Source organism: Streptomyces sp. WELS2, assembly GCF_013870595.1.
Classification (GTDB): Bacteria; Actinomycetota; Actinomycetes; order Streptomycetales; family Streptomycetaceae; genus Streptomyces.
Genome location: NZ_JACBWZ010000030.1, coordinates 1 through 21,938 on the forward strand (window position 1 = coordinate 1; position 21,938 = coordinate 21,938).

Here is a 21,938-nt window from a genome sequence, read left to right on the forward strand (position 1 = left end):
GCCTCCGCCGCCCTGCCCACCCCGGTCAGCGCCGCCACCGCCGGCGCCTCCCGGAGGCCGAACCGGCGGCTCCGTCGGTGTGAGGGTCCGGCCCGGCCCTTTTCCGGGCCACCCGAGCCAAGCAAGCGCTTAGAAAACTGCGGTCAGTGTCACACCGCGACACCGGTGACCTGGACCATACGGCCGGGTAACTTCCCAACCGGCCCTGCCCAACCTCCTTCCACTGGAGCCGTGATGCCCGAAGCCGTCATCGTCTCGACCGCCCGCTCCCCCATCGGCCGCGCGAACAAGGGCTCCCTGAAGGACCTGCGCCCCGACGACCTCACCGCCACGATCATCCAGGCCGCGCTCGACAAGATCCCCGAGCTCGACCCCAGGGACATCGACGACCTGATGCTCGGCTGCGGTCTCCCCGGCGGCGAGCAGGGCCACAACCTCGGCCGCGTGGTCGCCGTGCAGATGGGCATGGACCACCTGCCGGGCTGCACGATCACCCGCTACTGCTCCTCCTCCCTGCAGACCTCCCGCATGGCGCTGCACGCCATCAAGGCCGGCGAGGGCGACGTCTTCATCTCGGCCGGCGTGGAGATGGTCTCCCGCTACGCCAAGGGCAGCTCCGACGGCATGCCGGGCACGCACAACCCGCTGTTCGCCGAGGCCGAGGCCCGCACCGAGGCCGTCGCCCGGCAGGAGGGCACGACCTGGCACGACCCGCGCGAGGACGGCCTGCTGCCCGACCCGTACATCGCGATGGGCCAGACCGCCGAGAACCTCGCCCGCTGGAAGGGCGTCACCCGCCAGGAGATGGACGAGTTCGGCGTCCGCTCGCAGAACCTCGCCGAGCAGGCCATCAAGAACGGCTTCTGGGAGCGCGAGATCACCCCGGTGACCCTCCCCGACGGCACGGTGGTCAGCAAGGACGACGGCCCGCGCGCCGGCGTCACCATGGAGGGCGTGGCCGGCCTGAAGCCGGTCTTCCGTCCCGACGGGCTCGTCACGGCCGGCAACTGCTGCCCGCTCAACGACGGCGCCGCCGCGCTCGTCATCATGTCCGACACCAAGGCGCGCGAGCTCGGCCTGACCCCGCTCGCCCGGATCGTGTCCACCGGCGTCTCCGGCCTCTCGCCCGAGATCATGGGCCTCGGCCCGGTCGAGGCCAGCCGGCAGGCCCTGAAGCGCGCGGGCCTGACCATCGACGACATCGACCTGGTCGAGATCAACGAGGCCTTCGCCGCCCAGGTGATCCCCTCCTACCGGGACCTGGGCATCGACCTCGACAAGCTGAACGTCAACGGCGGCGCCATCGCCGTCGGCCACCCCTTCGGCATGACGGGCGCGCGCATCACCGGCACGCTCATCAACTCGCTCCAGTGGCACGACAAGCAGTTCGGCCTGGAGACCATGTGCGTCGGCGGCGGCCAGGGCATGGCGATGGTCATCGAACGCCTCAGCTGACCCGCCCTCCACGGGCCGTAGCGAGCCCGGCACGGTACGTCGCACAAGGGCCCAGAACCGGGGAAACACCACGGTTTTGGGCCTTTCCGTGACCCAATCTCCCCCAGGATGTGACCTATCTCGCCCGCCGGACACATCATCGCAGGTCAGCGGCGATCAGCTCGGCGCACGACGAAACCACGCACCGTACATCCTGTCCGATTCGTGACGTTACGCACTGACAGTTGGTTAGTCCGCCCTTCAAGCTGATGTAGGAAGTCGGGGGTCGACTTTGAACCGGGAGTACGTCAGTGAGCGCCATGCCGATCGCCCTGCTGCTCACCACGGCAGCCACCGGTGCCGTGGGCGTCGCCGTCCTGCGCACCGTCCTGAAGCTGCGCCGCCAGCTCACCGAGTTGCAGCGGCAGCTCGCCGACGACCAGGCGGCCACCGCGCGGGCCCTGCTGCCCGGCGCCCGTTCCGCCGCCGACGCCGACCGGATACGGGCGGCGGTGGCGGAGGCGCTCGCCGAGGAGCGGGAGCGGGAGCTGGCCGAGGCGCGGGCCTTCTGGGCCGCCCAGGAGGCCCGCGACGCCTCCGACGCGCCGATGCTGTTCGGGCTGCCCGAGGGTGATCTGTTCCTGCCCCGGCAGGCGGACTTCGCGGGCCTGGAGTCGCTGGAGCCGGTGTCCGAGCCGACCGCCGACGCCGAGGACTTCTCCGGGGGCGAGTCCCCGGAGCTGGCCGCCGCCCGCCGCCGGCACCCCTCGCACCCGGACTTCGTCCCGGCGCAGTCCCCGGCCGTGGGCGACCACGAGCGCACGGTGGCCACCTTGGAGGAGCTGGCCGCCGGGCAGGTGCGGCTCGCCGATGTGCGCCCCGGCCCGCTGGGCACGCTCGACGTCTACGTCTTCGCCGACGGCACCACGCTGTGCATGACCCCGGGCCACCGCGAGACGGCGGAACGGCTGGCCGCGGCCCTGGAGTCGGGCGAGACGCCGTACCTCCTGGGCGGCTCGGGCGTCTCGGGCTCGTACACGCTGACCTTCGCGTGCGGCGAGGACATGGTGTACATCCTGGCCGACCGGGTGATCGCGTCCCTGTAGTCCCCGTAGTCCCCGTAGTACCCGTAGTACCCGTAGTACCCGTAGGGCCGGGAGTCTCAGACCCCGGCCCGCTGCCGCGCCTCCTCCACCAGGCGCACCGCCTCGGCGACCTGGTCGTCGCCGTCCAGCACGACCGCGAGGTCATGGGCGGCCACCAGGATCTGGTCGGCGGCGGCGAACATCCCGGCGTCCGGCATCTCGCGGGGCTCGGCGCCGGGCGATTCCTTCCGCTGGGCCCACCGGGACAGCTCCCGGGCCAGCGCCAGCGCCTCCGCCGCGGCCCCGCGCTGGAGCCGGCTCTGCGGTGCGGCCCGCAACCGGTCGGCGAAGTGGTCCACTGCTTGGGTCAAGGGCGTCGTATCAACCACCCGCCGAGCGTAACGTGCCGCACTGTTGCCAATACGCGAACGCTCAGGCACGGTGACGTGAAGGACCGGCTTACATCCCCTTTGTGTCCGGAGGCGCCGATGTCCCACGTCTTCTCCGAGGAGACCCACCGCAATCTGCTCGCCCGCATCCCGCACTGCACCGGTCGTGAGGTGTCCGACTGGCTGCGTGCCGTAGAAGAAGGCCCGGCCCTGTTCCGCTTCGAGGAGAAGGTCAGCTGGCTCCGGCACGAGTACGACCTGGCGTACGGCCACGCCAAGGCGATCGTGCACGAGTACGACCTGAGGAGGGCGGCGCGCAGGCTGCTCTGAACGCCGGAGTGCCCCGGGTGGGTCACCCGGGGCACTCCGTCCGTCCGTATCCGGCGCTAGTCGTTGCTGCTGAAGATGGCCACCAGGCGCAGCATCTCGACGTAGATCCACACCAGGGTCATGGTGAGGCCGAACGCGGCGAGCCAGGACTCGCTGCGCGGGGCACCGTAGGCGATGCCGTCCTCGATCTGCTTGAAGTCCAGCGTCAGGAAGAACGCGCCGAGCACGATCGCGATGATGCCGACGAGCGCGCCGAGCGGGCCGAAGCTGCGCAGCCCGCCGTCGTCGGCGACGCCGAAGGCGACCAGCAGCAGGTTGATCGCCATCACGACCATGAAGGCGATCGCGATGGACATGCCGATGCGGGCGTAGCGGGCGGTGACGCGGATCCAGCCGGCCTTGTACACCAGCAGGGTGGCGCCCGAGACCGCCATGGTGCCGAGCACCGCCTGGAACGGCGCCCCGCTCCAGCGGCTGTTGAACATCTCGCTGAAGACACCGAGGAAGACGCCCTCGAAGGCGGCGTACCCGAGGATCAGCGCGGGCGACGGGGTGCGCTTGAAGCTCTGGACCATGGCCAGGACGAACGCGATCAGCGCGGAGCCGACCGCCAGGCCGTAGCTGGTGCCGGAGACCGGCAGCAGCGCCCAGGCGAGGACGGCGCCGACGGCGACCGTGCCGAGCGTGAGGGCCGAGCGGACGATGACGTCGTCCATGGTCATCCGGCCGGTGCCGGCCGGTGCCTGGACGTCCGCCTGCGCGTACGGGTTCTGGGCGTAGGGATTCTGCGCGTACGGGTTCTGCGCGTACGGGCTGCCCTGCGCGTACCCGGCCTGCGGTGCGGTGTTGAAGCCGGCGTAGCCGTTGTCGCGGCTGAAGCCCCGTCGCGAGAAGACCGGGTTGCTGCTCCTCATCTCACTCCTCCATGACTGCCGAGTGCAGTCTTGGCTCAACAGTAATGGATTGGCAAAGGACCGACCATGATACTTCAGGAGGATCCTTCCCCTCGCATGCTGCGCAACACGCTACGCGGGCCCCCGATTCCCGGCCACGGCGGCAGGGCTAACCGAGCGGGAACCCGGTGTACGCCTCGGCGAGGTCGGTCTCGGCCGCGCGGGAGGAGGCGATCCGCTCCAGCCGGGCGAGCTGGAGCCGGGCGTCGAAGGGGGTGGCGTCCGGGGCGCGGTGCAGCAGGGTCGTCATGTCGTAGGAGAACCGTTCGGCCTGCCAGACGCGGCGCAGGCAGGTCGCGGAGTAGGCGTCGAGGAGCTCGGCGGAGCCGGTCCGCCGCTCGTGGGCCAGGGCCCGGGCGAGGGTGACGACGTCGCCGACGGCGAGGTTCAGGCCCTTGGCTCCGGTCGGCGGCACGATGTGCGCGGCGTCCCCGGCGAGGAAGAGCCGCCCGTGCCGCATCGGCTCGTGCACGAAGGAGCGCATGGGGGTCACCGACTTCTGGGTCAGGGGGCCGCGCGCCGGCCGCCGGCCGTCGTCCGTCTCCAGCCGCCGCTCCAGCTCGTCCCAGATCTCCTCGTCGCCCCACCGCCCGGCCTCCGTGCCCGCGGGGACCTGGAGGTAGAGCCGGGAGACGGCCGGGGACCGCATGGACAGCAGGGCGAAGCCGCGCTCGTGGCGGGCGTAGACGAGTTCGTCGTGCGAGGGGGCGACGTCGGCGAGGACACCGAGCCAGGCGTACGGGTACGACCGCTCGAACACCCGGGAGACCCCGGCCGGGAAGGCCTTGCGGGCCACCCCCCAGAAGCCGTCGCAGCCGACGGCGTACTCGCACTCCAGCACGTCCTCGCGCCCCTGGTGCCGGAACGGGATCCGCGGCCGGTCGCCCACGGCCCCCTCGACCGCCAGCGCCTCGGCCTCGAACAGCAGCGGCCCGCCCTCCTTCAGCTGGAGCGCGATGAGGTCCTTGCATACCTCGGTCTGGGCGTAGACGGTCACGGACCGCCCGCCGGTGAGCCCGTGGAGGTCGACGCGGTGCCGGCGCCGGTCGAAGCGCAGCTCGATCCCGTCGTGCCGCATCCCCTCCCGGTCCATCCGCTCCCCGGCCCCGGCGGCGCGCAGCACGTCGACCGTGCCCTGCTCCAGGATCCCGGCCCGCTGCCGCCGCTCGACGTAGGCACGGTCGCGGCTCTCCAGGACGACCGACTCGATCCCGGCGCGATGCAGCAGCCGCGCGAGCAACAGCCCGGCCGGTCCCGCCCCGATGATCCCCACGGTGGTACGCATCGACCGTCCCCTTCTCTCCACGCCGTTCGCCAGGTGAACTTTCCTTCACCAGTTGCCCGCGAGTCTCGGGCCCGCCGGACCGGGCTGTCAATGGCCGGACCGGTATCGGGGATCAGGGAGAAGCCGGCGCCGGGCGGCACGGGAGCGGCGGCCGGGGACCGCCAGAGGGGTGTCCAGGAAGTGGGACGAGCCGACGGAGCGTCCTCATACCGCGGCCGTAACCGCGCAAAACGCGCCAAGAGGCGGAAAGTGCCCGGAGCCGGACTCGAACCGGCACGCCCGCGAAGGGGCAGCGAGGTTTAAGCTCGCCGTGTCTGCATTCCACCATCCGGGCTTGCCAGGGGCTCCGCATCGAGGGGTCCGAGCCTATCGGGACCCATCCCCCGAACAGCGGGAGGGTGGACCGATGTTGTCTTATTTTATTGACGCCTGAGGGAGCATCAGCGGACCGAACCGGCCATCCGCACTTGCCAATAGCGTGCCGCGAGAGGTGTGCGCGTGTACGCGAAATGACGGAATTTCACCGCTCGAACAAGACCGGTCCACCGGTTAACGAGATTCCGGACGGCCGGCGGGGCGCCCTCGCCTCCCCTCAGGGTCGGCCGTCCTCCCCAGGTATGACACGGCGGCCCCGCGTCCGACCCGAGTCGCCCCCCGGAACCGGAACAGCGACTGACTTCAGGCGCGCACCGCGCCGGGACGATGGAACGGTCCCCAGCGAACACGTCGTCCCGACAGGAGCACCGTCCCGTGACCACCACACCCACCGCCGGCCGGACCACCGCCGTAGCCGCGCGCGCCATGGAGCTGTCGAAGATCTACGGGCAGGGTGAGACCCGGGTGGTCGCCCTGGACCGGGTCTCCGTCGACTTCCGGGCCGCCGAGTTCACCGCCATCATGGGCCCGTCCGGCTCCGGCAAGTCCACGCTGATGCACTGCGTGGCCGGTCTGGACACCTTCTCCTCCGGTTCCGTGCGCATCGGCGACACCGAGCTGGGCTCCCTGAAGGACAAGCAGCTCACCAAGTTGCGCCGGGACAAGATCGGCTTCATCTTCCAGGCGTTCAACCTGCTGCCGACGCTGACCGCGCTGGAGAACATCACCCTCCCGATGGACATAGCCGGGCGGAAGCCGGACAAGGCGTGGCTGGACCAGGTCATCCGGATGGTGGGGCTGTCCGGGCGCCTGGGCCACCGGCCCTCCCAGCTGTCCGGCGGCCAGCAGCAGCGCGTCGCCGTGGCCCGCGCCCTCGCCTCCAGGCCCGAGATCATCTTCGGCGACGAGCCCACCGGCAACCTGGACTCCCGCTCCGGCGCCGAGGTCCTCGGCTTCCTGCGCAACTCCGTGCGCGAGCTGGGCCAGACGGTGGTCATGGTGACCCACGACCCGGTGGCCGCCGCCTACGCCGACCGGGTGATCTTCCTGGCCGACGGCCGGATCGTCGACGAGATGTACGGCCCCACGGCCGAGTCCGTCCTCGACACAATGAAGCAGTTCGACGCGAAGGGCCGTACCAGCTGATGTTCCGCACCGCCCTGCGCAACGTCCTCGCGCACAAGGCCCGGCTGCTGATGACCGTGCTCGCCGTCATGCTCGGCGTCGCGTTCGTCTCCGGCACGCTGGTCTTCACCAACACCCTCTCCGACGCCTACCAGAAGAGCTTCGCCAAGGGCTTCGACCAGGTCGACGTCGCCGTACGGCCCAAGTACCAGGACTCCGAGGGCGATCGGGTCGGCAAGGACGCCGAACTGACCCAGGCCCTGCTGGACCGGGCCGCCAAGGTCCCCGGGGCCGCCTCCGCCACGGGTGTCGTCACCGGCTTCACCGCCGTGGCCGGCAAGGACGGCGAACTCGTCGGCGGCGACTGGCAGTCGGCCGGCGGCAACTACTGGGGCACCGAGGACCCCCGCTACCCCCTGGTCGGCGGTCACGCCCCGCACGGCAAGGGCGAGGTGCTGATCGACTCCGCGACGGCCAAGCGGGCCGGCTTCAAGGTCGGCGACACCGTGCGCCTCTCCGTCGACGGCCCGGTCCTCACCCCCACCGTCAGCGGCATCTTCACCACCGACGACGGCAACGTGGCCGCCGGCGGCAGCCTCACCCTGTTCGACACGCCGACCGCGCAGTCCCTGTTCGGCAAGAAGGGCACGTACGACGAGATCGACGTGCGGGCGGCGGCCGGAACCAGCCAGCAGGCGCTCAAGGCCGCGCTGGACAAGGCCCTGCCCGCGAAGCTGGTGGAGACCACCACCGGCGAACGGCTCGCCGACGACCAGGCGGCGGCGATCGCCGACTCCCTGAGCGGACTGAAGAAGAGCCTGCTGGTGTTCGCGGGCATCGCCCTGTTCGTCGGCACCTTCATCATCGCCAACACCTTCACCATGCTGGTCGCCCAGCGCACCCGTGAGCTCGCCCTGCTGCGGGCGGTCGGCGCCTCCCGCCGCCAGGTCACCCGCTCGGTGCTCGTCGAGGCGTTCGCCGTCGGCACGGTCGCCGGCGCGGCCGGTCTGGTGTCCGGTATCGGCATCGGCGCGGGCCTGCGCTCCCTGCTGGGCTCCCTGGGCGAGTCCGTGCCCGACGGACCGCTGGTGATCGGCTCCGGTACGGTGGTCGCCGCCCTCGCCGTCGGCATTCTCGTCACCGTGCTCGCCGCCTGGCTGCCCGCCCGCCGCGCCGCGAAGATCCCGCCGGTGGCGGCGATGAGCAGCCTGCACGCCAAGGCCACCACCAAGTCCCTGGTCCTGCGCAACACGCTCGGCTCACTGTTCGCGGCGGCCGGAATCGCCGTGGTCCTCATGGCCACGAACATGGACGCCGACGCCGCCCAGGGCCCAATGGGCATCGGCGCGGTCCTGCTGATCATCGGCGTGTTCGTGCTGACCCCGCTGCTGTCCGGCCCGCTGATCGCCCTCGCCTCGCCGGTGCTGCGCGCCTTCGGGGTGTCGGGCAAGCTGGCCCGCCAGAACTCGGTGCGCAACCCGCGCCGTACCGCGGCCACCGCCTCCGCGCTGATGATCGGCCTGACCCTGATCACCGGCATGACGGTGATGGCGGGCAGCCTGCAGTCCTCCATCGACCGGATGGCCAGCTCCGCGATCCGCGCCGACTACGTCGTCTCGATGGCCAACCAGGGCCCCCTCTCCCCCGACGTGGCGAAGAAGCTCGCCGCCGCCGACGGCGTCACCGCCAGCAGCCCGCTGCGCAACGGCGAGTCCCGCATCGACGGCGGCACCCAGTGGCTGACCGGCGTCGACGGCGCGGCCATCGGCAAGCTGACCGACCTGAAGATGACCGCCGGCTCCTTCTCGGTGGGCGGCACGCGCATCGTCGTGGACGGGGACCGGGCCGAGAAGCACGGCTGGAAGCCCGGTTCGCGGCTCACCGCGCACTTCGAGGACGGCGCGGCACGCCGGCTGACGGTCGCGGGCGTCTACGAGGGCAACGACATGTTCAACGGGATCATCCTCGACAACAAGGTCCTCACCCCGCACCTGACCGACCCGGCCGACATGCGGGTCATGGTCAAGATGGCGGACGGCGCCTCCGACGCGGCCAAGAAGGAGCTGGTGAAGACCCTCGACACCAACCCGGCGGTCAAGATCCAGAACAAGCAGGACATCTCCCATGAGATCGGGAACGTGTTCACGCAGGTGCTGAACATGGTCTACGGCCTGCTCGGCATGGCGGTGATCGTCGCTGTGCTGGGTGTCGTCAACACGCTGGCCATGTCCGTCTTCGAGCGCGCGCAGGAGATCGGCATGCTCCGCGCCATCGGCCTGGACCGCGCGGCGGTCAAGCGGATGGTCCGCCTGGAGTCCCTGGTGATCTCCCTGTTCGGCGGCGTGCTGGGCCTCGGCCTGGGCGTGTTCTTCGGCTGGGCGGCCGGCGAGCTGCTGGCCACGGAGATACCGACGTACGAACTGCAGCTGCCGTGGGGCCGGATGGCGGTCTTCCTGCTGCTGGCGGGCGTGATCGGCGTCCTGGCCGCCCTGTGGCCGGCCCGCCGCGCGGCCCGGCTGAACATGCTCACGGCGATCAAGGCCGAGTAGCCGGCGGCCGGCGCGGAGCCGGTCGTACGACGGTGAAGGGGGCCCCTCGGGGAGGGGCCCCCTTGCCGTGCGCGGCGGCTGCCCGGTGCCTGGCGGTCAGCCGTGCCAGGTGCGGGACCGCAGCGGGAGCCCGGAGGCGCCGGAGACGGGGGTGCGGACCGCGAGGACCTGGTTCACACCGATCCGGTTGCGTTCGAAGGCGAGCGCGGAGGCGGCCATGTACAGCCGCCACACCCGGGCCCGGCCGGGACTGGTGAGCCGGACCGCGCGGTCCCAGTCGTCCTCCAGGTTGGCCACCCAGCGGCGCAGGGTGCGGGCGTAGTGCTCGCGGATGGACTCCACGTCCCGCACCTCGAACCCGGCCCGCTCCAGCTGGGTGACGGTGGTGCCGACGGGGGCGAGTTCGCCGTCGGGGAAGACGTAGGCGTCGATGAACTCGTCCACCTCGTACGCCGACTCGTCCCGCTGCGGGCGGCGGGCGATCTGGTGGTTGAGCAGCCGGCCGCCGGGCGCCAGCAGGGCGTACAGCTGGCGGGCGTACTCCAGGTAGCGTTCGGCGCCGACGTGTTCGGCCATGCCGATGGAGGAGATCGCGTCGTAGGGGCCGTCCACGACGTCCCGGTAGTCCTGGACCCTGATCTCCACCCGGTCGGTCAGCCCCGCGTCGGCGACGCGCTTGCGGGCGTAGGCGGCCTGCTCCTGCGACAGGGTGACGCCGACGACGCTCACCCCGTGCTCGCGGGCCGCGTGGATGGCCATGGAGCCCCAGCCGCAGCCGACGTCGAGCAGCCGCTGACCCTCCTTCAGGCCCAGCTTGCGGCAGATCAGTTCGAGCTTGTCGCGCTGGGCGGTCTCCAGGGTGCCGTCGTCCTCCCAGTAGGCGCAGGAGTACACCATGGAGGGACCGAGGACGATCTCGTAGAAGTCGTTGCCGACGTCGTAGTGGTGGCTGATGGCCCGCTTGTCGGTGCGGCGGGTGTGCAGGTGCCGGCGGGGTCTGCGCATCTCCTCGCGCGGCGGGGTGGGCGGGACCGGAAGGCCGGCCAGTTTCAGCAGGTCGCGGGCGGCGGCCCGGACGGCGGGGTCGCGCACGGCCTGGCGCAGGGTGCGGGCGTCCTCGCCGCGCTCCCAGATCAGGCCGGCCATCGCGTCCAGCACGGTGTACAGGTCGCCTTCGACGTCCAGGTCACCGGAGACCCAGGCGCGGGCCAGGCCCAGTTCACCGGGTTTGAAGAGCATCCGGCGCAGGGCGCGGCGGTTGCGCACCACGAGTGCCGGCGCGTCCGGCGGGCCGGCCTGCGAACCGTCCCAGGCCCTCAGCCGCACCGGGAGCGGGGCCCCCAGTACCTGCTCGGCAAGACTCCACAGCCGCTGCGCGGCGTCGGCCATGACGCACACCTCCGTGACGGACGATCCCGGAATGCCAACACCACGTAAACACACGCGGGCCCCGGCCGTAGTCCCCACGCCGTGTTGCGGCCGGGTAAAAAGCGTCCCCGCCTCAGCCGCCGCCCGCCCGAGGGCACTTGGGGGCCGGACAGCCCGAAGGGGCCGCCCGCACCACGGATGGCAGGCGGCCCCTTCGGGCTCGAAGCGGTGACCGGGAGGTCAGGAGGCCTTGGCCTTCTCCTCCGGCTTGGCGGCGGCGACCGGCGCCGGCTTGGCGGCCTCGTAGAACTCCTCGCGCGGGTTCTCCATGGCGCCGAGGGAGACGACCTCGCGCTTGAGGAACATGCCGAGCGTCCAGTCGGCGAAGACACGGATCTTGCGGTTCCAGGTCGGCATCGCCAGACCGTGGTAGCCGCGGTGCATGTACCAGGCGAGGCGGCCCTTGAGCTTGATCTTCATCTTGCCCATGACGATCATCGCCACGCCCTTGTGCAGGCCGAGGCCGGCGACGGCGCCCTTGTTGGCGTGCTCGTACTCCTTCTGCGGGAAGCCCCGCATGCCGGAGACCACGTTGTCGCCGAGGACCCTGGCCTGGCGCAGCGCGTGCTGGGCGTTCGGCGGGCACCAGGCGTTCTCGTTGCCCGCCTTGCGGCCGACGAGGTCCGGGACCTGCGCGTTGTCACCGGCGGCCCAGATGTAGTCCGTGCCCTTGACCTGGAGCGTGGGCTCGCAGTCGACGTGGCCGCGCGGGCCGAGGGGCAGGCCGAAGCGGGCGAGCGCCGGGTTCGGCTTGACGCCGGCCGTCCACACGATGGTGTTGGCGTCGACCTCGAGGCCGTTCTTCAGCACCACGTGGCCGTCGACGCAGGAATCCATGGAGGTGGAGAGGTAGATCTCCACGCCCCGGCTCTCCAGGTGCTCCTTGCCGTACTGGCCGAGCTTGGGGCCGACCTCGGGAAGGATCTTGTCGGCGGCGTCGACGAGGATGAACCGCATGTCCTCGCGGGACACGTTCTTGTAGTACTTGGCCGCGTCCCGGGCCATGTCCTCGACCTCGCCGATGGTCTCCGCGCCCGCGAAGCCGCCGCCGATGAAGACGAAGGTGAGCGCCTTGCGGCGGATCTCCTCGTCGGTCGTGGAGTCGGCCTTGTCCAGCTGCTCCAGCACGTGGTTGCGCAGGCCGATGGACTCCTCGATGCCCTTCATGCCGATGCCCTGTTCGGCGAGGCCGGGGATCGGGAAGGTGCGGGAGACCGCGCCCATGGCGATGACCAGGTAGTCGAAGGGCAGCTCGTACGCCTCGCCCACCAGCGGGGCGATCGTGGCGACCTTGCGGTCCTGGTCGATGGTGGTGACCCGACCGGTGAGGACCTCCGCCTTCGGCAGCACGCGTCGCAGCGGGACGACGACGTGGCGAGGGGAGATGCTGCCGGCGGCGGCTTCGGGGAGGAAGGGCTGGTAGGTCATGTACGACCGGGGGTCGACGACCGTGACGGTCGCCTCGCCGTAGCGCATCTTCTTGAGGATGCGCCGAGCTGCGTACAGGCCTACGTACCCACCGCCTACTACGAGGATCCTGGGACGCTCCGTGGTGCTCATGCCATCGAGTATCCACCCGCCCCAGGGGGGTCGCTCGTGCGCCCCTTCACAAGAACCGACAGGCCCTGTGTTAAACTCCGCGGCCCGCGTGAGCGAGGTCATGCGGGCCGGCGGGAACCACGCGGCGGTTCGCCCCGTTGTCAAGGCCGCGTGAGCAGCCTCTCCGGACTCGCGGGACGGCCGTGAGAGTGTCGTGACGCCTCCGGCACAACCTCCTCCAGGGCCCGTTCGCGCCCTTCATCTGAACATGTTCAAACGGTCTTTGATGCCCCGGAAGGGCCAACCGGCCCCGTTCGGGTGGCCCCTGGGACCCAATTCCTTGTGAAGAACTTCACGAACTTTTCCGCGCGCATACGACGGAGGGCCCCCGAGGGGGCCCTCCGGGCCGCTCAAACGTTATCCAACCTGCTCAGCGGTCGGCTACCAGCAAGTAACAAAAGAGACCTACGCCACCGACCACGCGATGCCGTCGAGGATGTCGTGCTCGCTCACCACGACCTCCTCGGCACCGGTCCGCTCCATGATCGCGAGCAGGACGAGGGCGCCCGCGCCGATGACGTCGACCCGGCCGGGGTGCATGGACGGGACGGCGGCGCGCTCGGCGTGCGTGGAGCGCAGCAGCCACTCGGTGATCTCCCGGACACGGGCTCGGGAGATCCGGGAGTGGTGGATGCGCGCGGAGTCGTACTCGGGCAGCTCCTGGGCGATCGCGGACACCGTCGTGACGGAGCCGGCCAGGCCCACCAGGGTGCGCGCCTCGCGCAGCGGGACCGTGCGCTCGGCCAGGTCCAGGGCGGCCTCCACATCGGCCCTTATGGCGGCGATCTGCTCGCCGGTGGGCGGGTCGGAGACCTCGCCGCCGTGCACCAGGTGCCGCTCGGTCATGCGCACACAGCCGATGTCCACCGACCGTGCGGCACGCACGTGGTCGTCGCCGACGACGAACTCGGTGGAGCCGCCGCCGATGTCCACCACCAGGTAGGGCCGGGCGAGGTCGGTGCGGCCGGTGAGCTCCTTCGTGGCGCCGGTGAAGGAGAACTCGGCCTCCTGGTCGCCGGTGATGACCTCCGGCTCCACCCCGAGGATGTCCAGCACCCCGCGCACGAAGTCCTCGCGGTTCTCGGCGTCCCGGGAGGCGGAGGTGGCGACGAAGCGGACCCGCTCGGCGCCGTGCTCCTTGATGATCCCGGCGTACTCGCGGCAGGCGGCGAAGGTGCGCTCCAGCGCCTGTGGAGCGAGCCGGCCGGTGCGGTCCACGTCCTGGCCGAGCCGCACGATCGTCATCCGGCGGTCCAGCTCGGTCAGCTCCCCCGTCGCCGGGTCGGCGTCGGCGACCAGCAGCCGGATGGAGTTCGTACCGCAGTCGACGGCGGCCACACGGGTCACTTCGCGTCCTCCTCGGGGGTGTCCACGGTCACGCAGGCGCCCTTGCGCCACCACTCCGGCAGCATCGCCAGGGCCTCGTCGCCGAGCGGGTTCACGCCCGGGCCGGCGGCCAGCGAGTGGGCGACGAGGACGTGCAGGCACTTCACCCGGTCGGGCATGCCGCCCGCGCTCGGGAAGCCCTGGAGGACGTCGATCTCGTCCCGGCGCCGGATGTAGTCCTCGTGCGCGGCCCGGTAGGCGGCGGCCAGCTCCGGGTCGCTCTGGAGGCGCTCGGTCATCTCCTTCATCACGCCGTTCGCCTCCAGCGTGCCGATGGCGGAGGACGCCTTCGGGCACGTCAGGTAGTACAGCGTCGGGAAGGGCGTGCCGTCGGGCAGGCGCGGCGCCGTCTCCACGACGTCCGGCTGACCGCACGGGCAACGGTGCGCGATGGCCCGCAGGCCCCGCGGCGGGCGGCCCAGCTGCTGCTTGAAGGCCTCTACGTCCGCGTCGGTGGGCTCGGTGCGCGGAGTGGGCGGCGGAGGGGTTTCCATGACTGGGTGTCGGAGACTTTCTGTCGGTTCACTGGTCGGAGGCGTCGGACTTGTCGACGCCGTCCCAGACGTTCGCGTACCAGGGCCGGCCGGCGGCCCCGAGGTCGGCGCGGGACTGTCTGGCCGCGCCGGGGTCGACGACCACGTACCCGGTCTCGCCGGGCCGTACGTAGTGCAGCCGGCGGCGGATCTGCTGCTCGGCGTAGGCGTCGTCCTGCCAGCGCGCCTTGAGGTCGCGCAGCCGCTCCACCCTTTCCCGGGCCTGCCGCTGCTCGCGCTGGAGGTCGGCGATCTCCGCGCGCTGGGAGACGTACTGCCGCATCGGGTAGGCGAGGGCGACGACCATCGTGCACAGCACCAGCGCCAGCAGCGCCGCCCGGCCGGTGAGCCGGGAGCGGCGGGCCTGCCGTTTGGTCTGCGAGCGGTAGACGCGGGCCGCGGTCTGCTCGCCGAGCAGCCTGATCCTGGTCGCGGTGGAGAACCGGTCACGGTCCTTCACGCCCATCTTCCCCGCCTCCCGTCACACGCGCGTACGTCCCCGGACACGGTACGGGACCGGGTACGGGGACGTACGTACGACTGGCTGGGACTCGGCCCGGGTTGGCCGGCTCAGCCCTTGAAGCGCGGGAAGGCGGAGCGGCCGGCGTACACCGCGGCGTCGTCGAGGATCTCCTCGATGCGCAGCAGCTGGTTGTACTTGGCGACGCGCTCGGAGCGGGCCGGGGCGCCGGTCTTGATCTGGCCGCAGTTGGTGGCGACGGCCAGGTCGGCGATGGTGACGTCCTCGGTCTCGCCGGAGCGGTGGGACATCATGCACTTGTAGCCGTTGCGCTGGGCCAGCTCGACGGCGTCCAGGGTCTCGGTCAGCGAGCCGATCTGGTTGACCTTGACCAGCAGGGCGTTGGCGGCGCCCTCCTCGATGCCGCGGGCGAGGCGCTCGGGGTTGGTGACGAACAGGTCGTCGCCGACCAGCTGCACCTTGTCGCCGAGCTTGGCGGTGATGGTCTTCCAGCCCTCCCAGTCGTCCTCGAAGAGCGGGTCCTCGATGGAGACCAGCGGGTACGCCTCGACCAGCTCGGCGTAGTACTCGGTCATCTCGGCGGCGGTGCGGTTCTTGCCCTCGAAGACGTACGAGCCGTCCTTGTAGAACTCGGACGCGGCGACGTCGAGCGCCAGGGCGATCTGCTCGCCGGGGGTGTAGCCGGCCTCCTTGATCGCCTCGAGGATGAGGTCGAGGGCCTCGCGGTTGGAGCCGAGGTTCGGGGCGAAGCCGCCCTCGTCGCCGAGGCCGGTGGACAGGCCCTTGTTCTTCAGGACCTTCTTCAGGGTGTGGTAGACCTCGGCGCCCCAGCGCAGCGCCTCGGAGAAGGACTCCGCGCCGATCGGGGCGATCATGAACTCCTGGATGTCCACGTTGGAGTCGGCGTGCGAGCCGCCGTTCAGGATGTTCATCATCGGCACCGGCAGCAGGTGCGCGTTCGGGCCGCCCAGGTAGCGGAAGAGCGGCAGGTCGCTGGCCTCGGAGGCGGCGTGGGCGACGGCGAGCGAGACGCCGAGGATGGCGTTGGCGCCGAGGGAGCCCTTGTTGTCGGTCGCGTCCAGGTCGAACATGGCCTGGTCGATCAGGCGCTGCTCGGTGGCGTCGTAACCGACCAGCTCCGGGCCGATCTGCTCGATGACGGCGAGGACGGCCTTCTCGACGCCCTTGCCCTGGTAGCGGTTCGGGTCACCGTCGCGCAGCTCGATGGCCTCGAAGGCGCCGGTCGAGGCGCCGGACGGCACGGCGGCACGACCCGTGCTGCCGTCGTCGAGGCCGACCTCGACCTCGACCGTGGGGTTGCCTCGGGAGTCCAGGATTTCCCGGGCTACGACGACGTCGATGGACGGCACGAGCATCTCCTTCTTGGATGTGACGCTGGAAGTGCGGGGCTGGTGTGCCTTGCGACTAGAGCCTAACCGTCCCGGGCCGCTCGGCCGTCGACCGACCGCCCCGTGGACAGAGCGACGGTACCTTTTGTTTCCGCTCGAAACAAAGGGTTCCGGATCATTCCGGGGCCCCGGGCGCCGGGCCGGACGCGGAAAACCCCGCCCCGGCGCGTACGGGGGAGGACGCGCCGGGGCGGGGAGCCCGTGGGGACGGGGGGTGGCCCGCAGGGGGCCTTGGGGGGCCGTCCGGGACAGGGCGGGCCCGGGGGCCCGTGCCCGCCGGGATGTGCGGGCCGTGGGGCCCGGGGGCTACTTCAGGTGGAGCTGCTGGCCCGGGTAGATGAGGTCGGCGTCCTGGACGATGTCCTTGTTCAGCTCGAACAGCTTCTGCCAGCCGCCCGCGACCTTGTGCTCCGCGGCGATGGTGCTGAGCGTGTCGCCCTCGACGACCTTGTACTCGCCGTCGCCCTTCTTGACCTTCTTGCCGGTCGGGGTGGTGACGGTCTTGCCGGCGCCGCCGGTGCTCTTGCCCGAGCCCGTGCCCGTACCCGTGCTCTTGGGCGCGGAGGCGGCCGGGCGCTCGGCGGAGCGGGAGGCGGCCTGCCGGTCGGCGGAGCGGGTGGTGGTGCCCGAGTCCTGGGTGGACGGGGCCGACGGTGCGGACGGCGCCGGGGCGGAGCCGTTGTAGGAGCTGCTCGACAGGCCGGTGCCGCAGACCGGCCAGGCGCCCTTGCCCTGCGCGGCGAGGACCTTCTCGGCCACGGCTATCTGCTGCGACTTGCCCGCCTTGTCGGCGGTGGCGGCGTACTGCGTGCCGCCGTACGCGGCCCAGGTGGAGGCGGAGAACTGCAGACCGCCGTAGTAGCCGTTGCCGGTGTTGATGGACCAGTTGCCGCCGGACTCGCACTGGGCGACCGCGTCCCACTGGGAGGCGGTGGCGGCGGAGGCGTTGCCGGCCGCCATCAGCGGGGCGGCGACGGCGGCGCCGGTGACACCGGCGAGCGTGATGGCGCGGACGGCCTTGGACGGACGACGGTGCTTGCCCTTGCCGGTAAACAGCATGGATCGATTCCCCTCACCGACGCCTGCGAGGTGAGCTGTCGGGTTCGGGCCGGTTGAGTTGCCCGGCCGCGTCCGGCGCTTTCGCGACGACGCGGCTTCACCCCCAGCCGGTCCGGCATCAACTGCCGGCCCCGGCACCTACCTTGGGTCCCCCGCTCCTGCCTACGGCGCTTGACGCGACGACTGTTCCCGGGCGATCCGCCGGCAGGATTCGGCGTGGCGGATGCCGGGGCCCGTGGTGACGAGCGGCCTCGACCGTAGGCAGGTGATCGCCGGAATTTCAAAGACGATCAGGGCTTCTGAGACTCATCCCACACTTTCGCCAAATCGGACATTAAGGCGTTAAGTGGGGCGTCAAGTCCCGCTATTCCGCGCCCGTTTCGCCCTGGACATTCAGGGTCTGACCGGCGGTGATGTGATTCGGGTCGGCGCCGATGGCCTTCTTGTTGCCGGCGTACAGCGCGTGCCACCCGCCGTCGACGTCAAGGGAGTCGGCGATGGAGGACAGCGAGTCGCCCCGGCGGACGGTGTAGGTGTCCGCCTCCCGGGAGGCGTGACGGCCGGGGGAAGCGGCGCTCTGACCGCTCGTCAGGCCTTCGTCCGCGCTCGGGCCCCGGTGGCGTCCGCCGGTGGATACCGCGCCGGTGTCGACCAGGCTCCAAGACCCGGCCGCCTGCTGCGGATTGCTCACCGTCCCGGCGTCCGGGGTGGCCGTCGGGGAACCACCGGGGTAGTGGGAGTCGCCGGTGTCCGGCGTGGGGGACTTGTCGGACTTGGCGGTGTCGGTACCGGTGGAACCGGGGGCCTTGCCCGCGTCCTCGCCCGTCGCCTTGCCCGCGCCTTCGCCGGCGGCCTTGCCCGCGTCCTCGTGGCCCTTGTCGGCCTTGTCGCCCTTGTCCCGCTTGGTGGACGGCGTGCCGGCCGGGTCCGAGGAGGAGCCGGATCCCGGGTCGGCGGTGGAGCCGGTGGAGGGCGACGCGTCCGGGAGGCCGGACGGGTCGGAGGTTCCGGGAGTCTTCGGCGTACCGGAGTCGCCGGCCGGTCCGGACGCGTCCGTGGAAGCGCCGGTGCCACCGGAGCCGCCGACGCCCGTGTCGACGTCCATGGACCCCGAGTCCCGCGTCAGGCCGGACAGCAGGGCGCAGGTGGCCCAGGGGGCGGTGCCCCGGGCGGCCAGGATCTTCTCGGCGACGGCGATCTGCTGCTGGCGGCTGGCCTGGTCGGGGCTGGCCGCGTACTGGCCGCCGCCGTACTTGTCCCAGTCGTCCTGCGAGATCTGCAGGCCGCCGTAGTACCCGGTTCCGTTGTCCGCGCTCCAGGAGCCGCCGCTCTCGCACTCGGCCACCTTGTCCCACGTGGTGCCGTCGGCCGCGTTGGCGCTCGCCGCGCCGAGGAGCGGGATGGCGATGGCGGAGCCGGTCACTCCGGCCGCGACGAGGAGGGCCGGAGCCTGGCGGGGGCGACGGTGTCGACCGTTCCCGGAGAGCATGCAGAAGCCTTTCGAGCGACAGCAGGACCGGCGCGGCGGTTGGAGCCGCTCGCCGCGCTGATGGGTGAACGTATCGGCAGACGATCACTTGTCACAAGTTCATGCCGCACAGATCACGTGAAGATCACAGCGTTGAGGAACTGTCACCTTCCTCTGGAGGGCGTGTGTTCAAACGGTCGGCGTGAACTCCACGGGCAGGGTGCGCAGGCCGCGCATGATGAGTCCGCCGCGCCAGCGCAGATCGGCCGGATCGGCGGCGAGCCGCAGGTCGGGCAGGCGGGTGAACAAGGTGGCCAGCGCGGTCTGGCCCTCCAGCCGGGCGAGCGGGGCGCCCAGGCAGTAGTGGATGCCGTGGCCGTACCCGAGGTGCTGGTTGTCGCGGCGGCCGAGGTCCAGCACATCCGGGTCGGCGAACCGCTCCGGGTCCCGGTCGGCGGCGGCGAGGACGACGAGCACCGGGTCGCCCGGCGCTATGTCCTGCCCGCCGATGGTCAGCGGCTCGGTGGCGAACCGCCAGGTGGCCAGCTCCACCGGGCCGTCGTAGCGCAGGAGTTCCTCGACGCCCGTCTCCAGCAGGTCTCGTTCGCCGCGGGCCAGGGAGTCCTGGAGCCGGTCGCGCTGGCCGGGGTGGGTGAGCAGGGCGTAGGTGCCGTTGCCGATGAGGTTCACGGTCGTCTCGAAGCCGGCGAACAGCAGGATGAAGGCCATCGCGGCGGCCTCGTTCTCGGTGAGGTGCTCACCGTGGTCGGAGGCGCGGATGAGGCCGGAGATGAGGTCCTCGCCGGGCGCGGGCGTGGCGGACAGCGCCTCGCGCTTCTTGTGGATCAGCTCGGCGAGATAGCCGCGCATCTTCTTCACGGACCGCGCGACCCCGCCCCGGGGTCCTCCCCCGTGCCGGATCATCATGCCCGCCCAGTCCCGGAAGTCGTCCTGGTCCTCGCGCGGGACGCCGAGCAGGTCGCAGATGGCGTAGATGGGCAGCGGGAAGGCGAACTCGTGGATGAGGTCGGCGGAGCCGGTCTTCACGAACCGGTCGATGAGCTGGTCGGTCAGCTCCTGCACCCGCGGGGCGAACTCGGCGACCCGGCGCGGCGTGAACGCCTTGCTGACCAGCCTGCGCAGCCGGGTGTGGTCCGGCGGGTCGATGTTCAGCAGGTGCGTCATCAGCTCGGCCTTGCGCTCGCCGGGGATACCGGTCTTGCCCTTGGCGTGCGCGGGCTCGTCGTGGTGGGCCGGGTTCTTGCTCAGCCGCTGGTCGGCCAGGGCCTGCCGGGCATCGGCGTACCGGGTGACCAGCCACGCCTCCACCCCGCTCGGCAGCCGGGTGCGGTGCACGGGGGCGTGCTCGCGCAGCCAGGCGTAGGCCGGGTACGGATCGGTGGCGAACTCCCACGTGAAGAGGGCGGGGGCCGGCTGGGAGGCGGGGCCCCGCTGGGGAGCGGGGGCCGGCTGGGGAGCGGGGGCCGGCTGGGGAGCGGGGGCCGGCTGGTCGGGGTGGTGCTGGTCGGTCACTCCTCGACCGTATCCGGCGTGGCGGGTGCCTCGCCGAGCGCCTTGAGCGCCTTCAGGGCGGCGGGGTGGCCCAGGTCCGCGGCCTTGCGGTACCAGGTGCGGGCCTCGTCCGGAGTGCCCTTCTTTTCCAGCAGGACGGCGAGGCGGTAGGCGGCGTAGGAGTCACCCCGCTCATAGCCCTTGAGGTAGTGATCGCTCGCTTCCTCCGCACGGCCCGCCTCCTCCAGCACCGCGCCGTAATGGGCATGGTCCAAGGGGTAGTGCTGACTGGGCGCGAAGTAGCCCAGGGTTTCCTCCAAGGGATCCGGCCGGTCGGCGTACTCGAGCATGTCGGCGGCCTCCTCGTCCCCGGCGTCGGCCGCGCGGCGGAGCCAGACGTGGCCGGTGACCCGCTCGTTCCACACCAAGTGACACATGCCGATGCTCCTGGCGACCTCGGCCCGCCCGGCGGCGGACGCCTTGTGGTACAGGTCCCACAGCCGGTCGGCCCCACCGCTGGTGAACAGCAGATCCGCCAGCAGGTGCAAGGCCTCCGGGTCCTTCTGCTCCGCGCCCGCCTCCAGCCACCGCACCGCGCGGTCCCGCAGCAGCTTCCCGAGCAGGGTCGCCGCGCCGCCGTCCCCGGCCCCGGCGGCCAGCTCCAGGAACGGCTCCGCCTCCCGGTCCTCCCCGCGCTCCGCCAGCAGCCGGCCGAGCCGCCCCGCCGCCTTCACCACACCGGCCTCGGCGGCCCTGCGGAACCAGGCCCCGGCCTCCTCGGCCGACCCCAGGCTCTCCTCCAGCAGCCCCATCCGGTACATCGCCGCCTTGTCCCCGCCCTCGGCCGCGTCCCGGAAGGCCGCGCGCGCCAGCGCCGCCACCGTCCGGAAGTCGTACGCCTCGTTCTCGCGCGCGACCTCCACCGCCCGCTGCCGCAGCGCCCCGCTCACCGGCGGAAGGCCGCCCTCCTGTTCCGCCATGTCCACGAGACAGGGCACGGGCTCCCACGCCCGCGGTCCGCGGCGCCACAGCAGCGGCAGCAGCCCGAACCGCTCCCCCGCCGCCCACGCCCAGGCGTCCGCCACCGGCTCCCGGTCCATCCCGGCGGGGACCTCCTGGGTCCGGTGCGCCTCCAGGACCAGGTCCTGCGGCAACGACCCCCTCAGTCCGCACCGGGCCAGGTCGATCGCCGCCCGCACCAGCGCGTACCCGCGTGGGTGGCGGCGCCGGGCCCGCTGGAAGTCCGCCCACAGCCGGGGTTCCACGGCGAGGTAGGCCGCGATGCCCTCCGCCCCGGCGCGGTAGGCCGCCCGGGCCGACCGTGGGTCCGCCGACTCCGCCGCCCGGGACCGCTCGGCGGCGGTCCACTCCCGGGGCAGCTCCACGATCCGCGCCAGGTCCAGCACCCGGCCGCGCGGGCCCTGCCGGTACTCGTCGTAGGCGTCCTCCCGGAGAGTGGCGAGTACGACAGTCCGCGCGCCGGCCAGCCGGGCCAGCAGCCGTGGCTCCAGACCGCCGTCGCCGAGGTGGCCGTCGAG

At 71.7% G+C, this 21,938-nt stretch carries 18 protein-coding genes, 1 tRNA gene and 1 riboswitch; of the genes, 5 read left to right on the forward strand and 14 right to left on the reverse strand.

The window, feature by feature from the left end:
- Nucleotides 1–234 precede the first annotated feature (234 nt).
- Nucleotides 235–1,455, forward strand: a complete 1,221-nt coding sequence (locus H5J33_RS03625; RefSeq protein WP_181793324.1) for an acetyl-CoA C-acetyltransferase — start codon at nt 235–237, stop codon at nt 1,453–1,455.
- 299 nt (nt 1,456–1,754) lie between these two features.
- Nucleotides 1,755–2,540, forward strand: coding sequence for a hypothetical protein (locus H5J33_RS03630; RefSeq protein ID WP_181793340.1), 786 nt, complete (start codon nt 1,755–1,757; stop codon nt 2,538–2,540).
- A 56-nt stretch (nt 2,541–2,596) separates the two neighbouring features.
- Here H5J33_RS03630 and H5J33_RS03635 read toward each other — a convergent pair whose 3' ends face one another.
- Nucleotides 2,597–2,908 carry a hypothetical protein gene (locus H5J33_RS03635; RefSeq protein ID WP_181793325.1) on the reverse strand — a complete coding sequence of 104 codons (312 nt, stop codon included), beginning with the start codon at nt 2,906–2,908 and terminating at the stop codon, nt 2,597–2,599.
- 99 nt (nt 2,909–3,007) lie between these two features.
- Here H5J33_RS03635 and H5J33_RS03640 point away from each other — a divergent pair, with 99 nt between their 5' ends.
- Entirely contained in the window at nt 3,008–3,238 is a 231-nt protein-coding gene (locus tag H5J33_RS03640; RefSeq protein WP_030615555.1) for a DUF4287 domain-containing protein, read from the forward strand.
- 56 nt (nt 3,239–3,294) lie between these two features.
- Here H5J33_RS03640 and H5J33_RS03645 read toward each other — a convergent pair whose 3' ends face one another.
- The 3 genes from H5J33_RS03645 to H5J33_RS03655 form a co-directional block, all read right to left on the reverse strand.
- Nucleotides 3,295–4,152 carry a Bax inhibitor-1/YccA family protein gene (locus H5J33_RS03645; protein ID WP_181793326.1) on the reverse strand — a complete coding sequence of 286 codons (858 nt, stop codon included), beginning with the start codon at nt 4,150–4,152 and terminating at the stop codon, nt 3,295–3,297.
- 148 nt (nt 4,153–4,300) lie between these two features.
- Entirely contained in the window at nt 4,301–5,476 is a 1,176-nt protein-coding gene (locus H5J33_RS03650) for a 4-hydroxybenzoate 3-monooxygenase (RefSeq protein WP_181793327.1), read from the reverse strand.
- A gap of 250 nt (nt 5,477–5,726) precedes the next feature.
- Nucleotides 5,727–5,810: transfer RNA gene (locus tag H5J33_RS03655), tRNA-Leu, on the reverse strand.
- A gap of 416 nt (nt 5,811–6,226) precedes the next feature.
- On the opposite strand from H5J33_RS03655, the gene H5J33_RS03660 reads away from it, so the two are divergent.
- Complete coding sequence (locus H5J33_RS03660) at nt 6,227–6,997, forward strand: ABC transporter ATP-binding protein (protein ID WP_181793328.1); 771 nt, start codon at nt 6,227–6,229, stop codon at nt 6,995–6,997.
- Nucleotides 6,997–9,525: an ABC transporter permease gene (locus H5J33_RS03665; RefSeq protein WP_181793329.1), complete on the forward strand. Its 2,529-nt coding sequence runs from the start codon at nt 6,997–6,999 to the stop codon at nt 9,523–9,525. Before H5J33_RS03660 ends, H5J33_RS03665 begins: the two co-directional genes overlap by 1 nt.
- 96 nt (nt 9,526–9,621) lie before the next feature.
- Here H5J33_RS03665 and H5J33_RS03670 read toward each other — a convergent pair whose 3' ends face one another.
- From H5J33_RS03670 to H5J33_RS03715, 10 genes are all read right to left on the reverse strand, one after another.
- On the reverse strand, nt 9,622–10,914 hold the full coding sequence (locus H5J33_RS03670; RefSeq protein ID WP_181793330.1) for a cyclopropane-fatty-acyl-phospholipid synthase family protein: 1,293 nt from the start codon (nt 10,912–10,914) through the stop codon (nt 9,622–9,624).
- A 219-nt stretch (nt 10,915–11,133) separates the two neighbouring features.
- The gene (locus H5J33_RS03675) at nt 11,134–12,513 is read right to left on the reverse strand and encodes an NAD(P)/FAD-dependent oxidoreductase (protein ID WP_181793331.1); all 1,380 of its coding nucleotides are present in this window, start codon (nt 12,511–12,513) and stop codon (nt 11,134–11,136) included.
- A gap of 444 nt (nt 12,514–12,957) precedes the next feature.
- On the reverse strand, nt 12,958–13,899 hold the full coding sequence (locus tag H5J33_RS03680; protein ID WP_181793332.1) for a Ppx/GppA phosphatase family protein: 942 nt from the start codon (nt 13,897–13,899) through the stop codon (nt 12,958–12,960).
- Entirely contained in the window at nt 13,896–14,432 is a 537-nt protein-coding gene (locus tag H5J33_RS03685) for a DUF501 domain-containing protein (protein ID WP_181793333.1), read from the reverse strand. Before H5J33_RS03685 ends, H5J33_RS03680 begins: the two co-directional genes overlap by 4 nt.
- A gap of 28 nt (nt 14,433–14,460) precedes the next feature.
- Nucleotides 14,461–14,937 (reverse strand): septum formation initiator family protein, encoded by a 477-nt coding sequence (locus H5J33_RS03690; RefSeq protein ID WP_181793334.1) that lies wholly within the window; start codon nt 14,935–14,937, stop codon nt 14,461–14,463.
- Between the two features lie 104 nt (nt 14,938–15,041).
- On the reverse strand, nt 15,042–16,322 hold the full coding sequence (gene eno, locus H5J33_RS03695) for a phosphopyruvate hydratase (RefSeq protein ID WP_181793335.1): 1,281 nt from the start codon (nt 16,320–16,322) through the stop codon (nt 15,042–15,044).
- 345 nt (nt 16,323–16,667) lie between these two features.
- Nucleotides 16,668–17,420 (reverse strand): transglycosylase family protein, encoded by a 753-nt coding sequence (locus tag H5J33_RS03700; protein WP_181793336.1) that lies wholly within the window; start codon nt 17,418–17,420, stop codon nt 16,668–16,670.
- A 5-nt stretch (nt 17,421–17,425) separates the two neighbouring features.
- Nucleotides 17,426–17,600: riboswitch (cyclic di-AMP (ydaO/yuaA leader) on the reverse strand.
- A 184-nt stretch (nt 17,601–17,784) separates the two neighbouring features.
- Nucleotides 17,785–18,909, reverse strand: a complete 1,125-nt coding sequence (locus tag H5J33_RS03705; RefSeq protein ID WP_181793337.1) for a transglycosylase family protein — start codon at nt 18,907–18,909, stop codon at nt 17,785–17,787.
- A 168-nt stretch (nt 18,910–19,077) separates the two neighbouring features.
- The gene (locus H5J33_RS03710; RefSeq protein WP_181793338.1) at nt 19,078–20,421 is read right to left on the reverse strand and encodes a cytochrome P450; all 1,344 of its coding nucleotides are present in this window, start codon (nt 20,419–20,421) and stop codon (nt 19,078–19,080) included.
- Nucleotides 20,418–21,938, reverse strand: a 1,521-nt coding sequence (locus H5J33_RS03715; RefSeq protein WP_181793339.1) for a sel1 repeat family protein, incomplete at its 5' end; no start/stop codon positions are given. The genes H5J33_RS03715 and H5J33_RS03710, both read right to left, overlap by 4 nt.